This window comes from Streptomyces sp. NPDC002640 (genome assembly GCF_053592575.1).
The window spans coordinates 1-5,800 of record NZ_JBSFVZ010000052.1 but is presented as its reverse complement, the minus strand read 5'-3'; the positions used below and the strand labels follow the sequence as shown (position 1 = coordinate 5,800).

Annotated in this window: 5 protein-coding genes; 1 reads left to right on the top strand and 4 read right to left on the bottom strand. The window is 70.9% G+C overall.

Features of this window, described 5'->3' with window-relative positions:
- Positions 1-266 precede the first annotated feature (266 nt).
- The 4 genes from ACWD3O_RS33890 to ACWD3O_RS33875 form a co-directional block, all read right to left on the bottom strand.
- Entirely contained in the window at positions 267-1,187 is a 921-nt protein-coding gene (locus ACWD3O_RS33890; protein ID WP_451418546.1) for a HesA/MoeB/ThiF family protein, read from the bottom strand.
- Positions 1,184-2,179, bottom strand: coding sequence for a hypothetical protein (locus tag ACWD3O_RS33885; protein WP_451414305.1), 996 nt, complete (start codon positions 2,177-2,179; stop codon positions 1,184-1,186). The genes ACWD3O_RS33890 and ACWD3O_RS33885 overlap by 4 nt, the downstream gene beginning before the upstream one ends.
- Positions 2,176-3,417, bottom strand: a complete 1,242-nt coding sequence (locus ACWD3O_RS33880; protein WP_451414306.1) for an acyl-CoA dehydrogenase family protein — start codon at positions 3,415-3,417, stop codon at positions 2,176-2,178. Before ACWD3O_RS33880 ends, ACWD3O_RS33885 begins: the two co-directional genes overlap by 4 nt.
- Before the next feature lie 98 nt (positions 3,418-3,515).
- The gene (locus tag ACWD3O_RS33875) at positions 3,516-3,908 is read right to left on the bottom strand and encodes a hypothetical protein (protein WP_451414307.1); all 393 of its coding nucleotides are present in this window, start codon (positions 3,906-3,908) and stop codon (positions 3,516-3,518) included.
- A gap of 526 nt (positions 3,909-4,434) precedes the next feature.
- Between ACWD3O_RS33875 and ACWD3O_RS33870 the strand changes: the two genes are divergently transcribed.
- Positions 4,435-5,610 (top strand): SagB/ThcOx family dehydrogenase, encoded by a 1,176-nt coding sequence (locus ACWD3O_RS33870; RefSeq protein ID WP_451418545.1) that lies wholly within the window; start codon positions 4,435-4,437, stop codon positions 5,608-5,610.
- The last annotated feature ends 190 nt before the right edge of the window (positions 5,611-5,800 follow it).

Sequence of the window (5,800 nt, the reverse complement as noted above, 5' to 3'; positions counted from 1 at the left end):
GACCGTCCATTCCAACTGCTGGAGATCACCACCGAGATCCCGGCGGATCGCCGGAAGAGCGGTGATCACCACCAGGTTGTCCAGGGAGACCATGGCCACTCCCAGGCCACAGCAGAGGAACGTCCACAGGACGCTTGTTTTCGAGACGTGCATGACTGCCTTTCGGAAGGGTCCACCGGGTTCGTTCTCCGGGGACCCGGGGCCGGCCGGCGGCCGCGCGGGAGGCGGCCGCCGGCGGGCGCGGATTCTCGTCGTTCCGGTCGGGTTCAGTAGGCGTCGGGGCGGCGCATCAGACGCAGCAGGGGTGGCAGCAGGGCGGCGAGTTCGACCGGCCACCGCACGCGCGCCCGCCAGCGTTCGCCCAGCGGCCGGGCCATCCGGTGCACGTCGAGGAAGATTTCTCTGGGCACACCGCGACCGGCGAGGATACGGGCGGTCATGTGGGCGCTCACCACTCCGAAGGCGTTCGCCGTGTAGGAGACCTGGGGGAAGCTGTAGTCCGCGGTCATGTGATGGGCGCGGATCTCCGCCAGCATCTCCACCGGCACCCTGCGCAGGGGCACCGCCCTGCGCAGCAGGTCCCAGGTTCCGGCCCGCTGCAGGTCGCGCAGGGTGATGCGGCCTTCGAAGGGGACCCGTGTCCGCCGGTAGTCGTAGTGGCGCACGTACTGCGCCCCGGCCATGTCCCATCCGGTGACGAGCGGCAGACGTCGGCGCACCGCCTCCCGGTGCAGCAGGTGCTTGGCGTGCCACCCCTCGGCGGTGGTGACGTCGACCCCGTCGATGATCATCTCGCTGGTCGCCGTGAGCTCTTCCACGGTCTCCTCGGTCACCCCGTCGGCGAACACGGTCACCGAGGCGTGCGGGTTGATCGCCAGGACGCGTTCGGCGGCCACCACGGCCTTGTTGCGGCCGATGTCGTCCGCGCCGGCGTTCTGCCGGTTGAGGTTGTTGAGTTCGAAGGTGCCCGGGTCGGCCAGCAGGAACTTCCGCACCCCCAGCCTGGTGAGGGGCTCCACGGCGGCGCCGCCGATGGAGCCGCAGCCGGCCACGAGGACGGTTGCCTCGCGCAGCGCCTCCTGCTCCTCGGGAGAGACCACGCCCTTGTTGCGGGTGACCAGTTCGTCGTAGAAGGCCCGGTCCGGAGCAGCCTGCGGCTCGGGCGGCCGCGTGGCGTCGGAGGTCATGAGGCGCTCCCCCGCTGCCGGGGAACCGCCGGGCCGTCCTTCGGCGCGCGGCGCGATCGCAGCCGGGCGACGAGTTCCTGGTAGGACGTCAGGTCGCTGGTGCCTTTCAGGTAGGAGTGGACGACGTCGCGGTACCAGGGCATGTCCGACGGGACGAAGGCGACGAAGGGCTTGGCGATCACCTGCTGCCGGTAGATGGGCGCGAGGGGATCCGACGGGGGAAGGCTCGGCGAGGTGTCGTCGAGGACGCGCAGGTCGAAGCCGGCCAGCCGCAGGTGCCGCAGGGCCACGTGTTCCTTGGCGTCGCCGAGCACCACGCGGACCGCCTCACCCAGGCGGAGCATTCCCTCACCCATGCCCAGCATCAGGTGCCAGGGGACGCGCTCGTGCTGGATGCCGCGCGGCATGGACTGGTCGCGCAGGAAGCGTTTCAGCTCGAAGACCTGGTGGCTGCCCAGGCCCGGGCGGGCGAACGCGGCCAGCAGATCGACCCCGTGGGCCGTCTCCGTCGGGAACCTGGTGCGGCGTGGCGAGTCCAGGGGCAGGCTGATCTCGTCCGGCGAACAGCTCAGGCCGACGTATCCGCGGACCTTTCCGGTGCGCGCGCAGAGGGTGATCGTGTGGATGCTCTCGACTCCGCCGGGGCGCGGCAGGGGCTCGTGGTAGGCCGCGGTGCGGTAGACGCGGTCGGCCGAAATCCAGCTGAGCCGCAGGTACTGGGCGAGCCGGAAACCGAGGATGCCGCGCAGGTACCGGGCGGGGAACTGGCTGTCCCGTGCGGTGAGGGTGACGAGCTGGCTGTGCGTGTCCACCGCGTGGTGGAGCGGCGCCCCGATGATCTCCTCGGGCAGTTTCCGGTAGCTGAGCCGTTCGTGCAGCTCGACGATGTCCGCGACGTAGCGCAGGGCACGGGGTGCGGTGGAATCGGCGGAGGCCGGCAGCGGGGCCCGCCGGTTCCTGACCGTCCCGTCATGGCGGTGGTCGGCGCTCATTCGGCTTCGTCCTCCGCGTACTCGTCCTCCGCGTAGAGGCTCTCGGTGACGGCCAGGGCGAGCACTTCCGGGGTGCCCTCGTAGATGCGGGTCCCGTACGCGTCGCGGAGCATCTTCTCGACGCCGTAGGAGCGGAGGTACCCGCGGGCACCCACCAGGGAGAGCGCGGCGTCGGCGACGTCGACGGCGGCCCGGTCCGCGAACAGCTTCGCCACGGCCGGCTCGTAGGTGGGCGGGGGCAGCTGGGTGTCCACCGTGTTCGCCGCGTGCAGGTACAGCAGCCGGGAGGCCTCGACCTTGGCGGCCATGTCCGCCAGCTTGGCCGCGGTGAACTGGTGCCGCCGCAGCGGCGCTCCGCCCTGCACCCTCTCCCCGGCCCATGCGACGGCGGCGTCGAGGGCGCCGCGGGCGATGCCGGTCGAGATGCCGGCGACCGCGGCCCGGGCCATGTTGCTCTGGGCCATGTTGATGGCCATGCCCTCGCCCTCACCGCCGATCATGTTCTCGGCCCCCACCCTGACCTCGTGGAAGGCGAGTTCGCTGCCGAGGCAGGCCCGGTATCCCATCTTGTCGGCGACCGGGCCTCGTTCCACGCCGGGCAGGTCCAGCGGAACGATGAAGGAGGTCAGCCCGGTCGCTCCCGGGCTGCCCTCCATGTTGGCGAACACGGAGGCGAAGGCGGCGTGGCGGGCGTTGGTGATGAAGCGCTTCCGGCCGGTCAGCACGTAGTGGTCGCCGTCCCGGCGGGCCGTCATGACGTTGCGCGCGTGGACCGCGTTGGACGGGATGATCAGGTCGCAGCCCGCGTCCTCCTCCGTCACGGCGTTGCAGGCGAGCACCGGTTCGTCGCCGGAGAACAACGGGAGGTAACGGGCCTGGAGACGGGGGTCGCCGGAGAGCAGCACCGGCGCCTGGCCGAGCATGGTCGCGCCGAACACCAGGGCGATGCCGGGGCAGGCCGCCGCCACCTCCTCCAGGGCGGTGGCGACACCCAGCATTCCGAGCCCGAGGCCGCCGTAGTCGGTGGGGACGGCGGCCCGGGTCAGGCCGAGCGCGTGGCCGCGCCTGACCAGGTCCCAGTCGAAGTCCTCGGCGGGCGCCCGGTCCAGCAGCTGGGCCCGGGGCTTCACCGCCTCCTGAGCGAACTGCCGTGCGGCTTCCTTCAGTTGCCGCACCTCTGGCGGCAGCGTCTGGAAATCGGAGTCCATGGGGTAGGTGGTCGGCCGTTCGGTGGTCATGGGTGGGGAACTCCTCTGTCGTGGGTGGGCGGGTTGTCGTCGTCGGGTGGCGCTGCCGGGCGGCCCCATGGACGGGAGGGCGCCCTGAAAGCGATTCGTCAGCCCTCGACGCCGGCGTCGGCCGCGATCTCCGGGTAGCGGTCGAAGGCGGTCTGCAGAAGGGGGACCAGCTCGAGCACCTTCGCGATGCGGCCGCGGATCCTGACCCGGCCGGTGGCGACGGCCGCGGGAACGGAGAGCCGGCCCATCCACAGGGCGTGCGCGGTGTCGCAGGTCATCTTCAGCGTGATGGCGGGCCGGTGGGGGGCGGGGCCGTCGACGACGACGCCGTCGGGCGATACGAAGATCCGGCAGTCGGGTTTGGTGTGCACCAGCTCCACCGACAGCCCCTCGCTCCTGGCCTTGCTCACGAACTTCTCGTCCTCCAGGAGGACGGCGAAGAGCCGCCCGAACACCCCGGAGGCCATGTCACTGGACGCGAAGACAGACATTTCTTCCTTTCGTGCTTCCTGACACAAGATGGCCCATGAAATGAAGGCCGGCAGTGGATTCGCCGCGTCAGGTGGTGACGGCAGCACGATAGGACGGAGGCCGGACCCGGGCGCCCACGGAGAAAGGTCACGGAAAAAAGCCCGAAAGAAATAGGCAAGAAACCCCCGCGGCAACCGTGACGGGCGACGCTCCGCAGGTCACCAGCCCTTCACAGGCAGAAACGATGCTGCACACGGTGCGGGCGAGGAAGGCCCCTCGTCGCCCACGGAACGTTATATCGCATCCCTCCGATATCACGCCGGGCTTTTTCCGTGGCCACGGCTGCGAACCCCTTCCGGGTGACTGCGTATTCGGACTCTTGCGTTCGCCCTGCCGCTCTGAATCCATGGAATGGACACACCCTCGTTCGGCACCGGACGGAGCGGAACGGTCACGCACCGGGCCGGGACGGGCGGCCACGCCCTCCGCCCACGACGCGCCCCGCCGAGCAGTTCTCCCGAACCCCGCGAACACCTGAGGAGTCAGATGCGTCTGCGTCGTTCCCGCTGCCTCGTCTGTTACTGGCACGACGGCACCTTCGTCGTGCACCCTCGTCCGCACGGCACGCCCTCACCGGCACCTCCGGCGGCGGCCGAGGTCCTGGCCGCGTTCGAGGACTGGGTCGACCCGCGGGACATCGCCCGACAACTCCGCCATCTGCCCAGGGAGACCGTCGAGCAGGCGGTCACCGTCCTGGTCCGGGCCGGCGCGCTCCTGACCCGGAACAGCCCGGAGGCGGACCTCGACGAGAAGGTCGCGTCCCGGTGGGGGCCGGGGACGGCCCAGGTCCCGTTTCCGGGTCACGCCGCCTCCCCGACGCAGACGCAGACGCAGACGCCGGACGGAGGCCACAAGGCGCTGGGGGGAGCGGGGACCGGCGTACGGAGCGAGGAGGGCGAAAGCGCGTGGCCCGGGGCCGAGGCGCACGCGGCGTCAGGACCGGCAGGTCCCCCGCTGTTCACCGGCCTCCCCGACGCTCGCCGGCTGCTGCTGCCGCGCCGTCCCGCCGAGCTGCGGGCTCCTCTCGAGCAGGTGCTGTACGCCCCTCGCGGCGACCGGGAGTTCGCCGGTGCGCCCCTCCCGCTGGAGTCACTCGCCGCGCTGCTGGCCACGACGTTCGGGCCGGTCGACTTCATCGGTGGTCGGCCGGGCGCCCGTTACCGTCGTACCAGCCCTCAGGCAGGGTCCCGGCAGGTGATCGACGCCTACGCCGGGGTGCTGAACGTCACCGGTGTGCATCCCGGCTGGTACCTCTACAACGCGCTGCAGCACGCTCTGGAACTCACGTCGAAGGGCTTCACCCGGGAGGAGTCCGCCTACCTCTGCGCGGACCAGGACTGGGCCGCGGAGCCCGCCGTGCTGGTCACTCTCGTCGCGCGGCTGGAACGGACCGACCCCCGGCGCCCGGCTCTCGCCTACCGGGACTGCGTGCTCGACGCCGGGCACCTGGGACAGACCTTCACCCTCGTGGCGACGGCGCTGGGGCTGAGTTCGGCACACACCGGTGTCTTCCGCGACGCCATGATCGCCGCACGGTGCGGCCTTGCCGTCGAGCGGGTACCGCTGCATGTCCTTGCGGTCGGCATGCCCCGGCGCACCCCCCGGCACCCGCCCAGGGCCGACCTCGCCTCCTTCGAGACGGCCGTCCTGGTCGCCCCCTGAGCCGGCGTTCCCCCACCCTCATCGCCAAGGAGCAGTCATGCGTTTTCCCCGACAGGGCGTCCTGTGGACGTTCCTCTGCTGTGGCCTGGGAGTGGCCATGGTGGCTCTGGACAACCTGGTGGTGATCACCGCTCTTCCGGCGATCCGTGGGGATCTCGGTGGTGACCTGCAGCAGCTGGAATGGACGGTG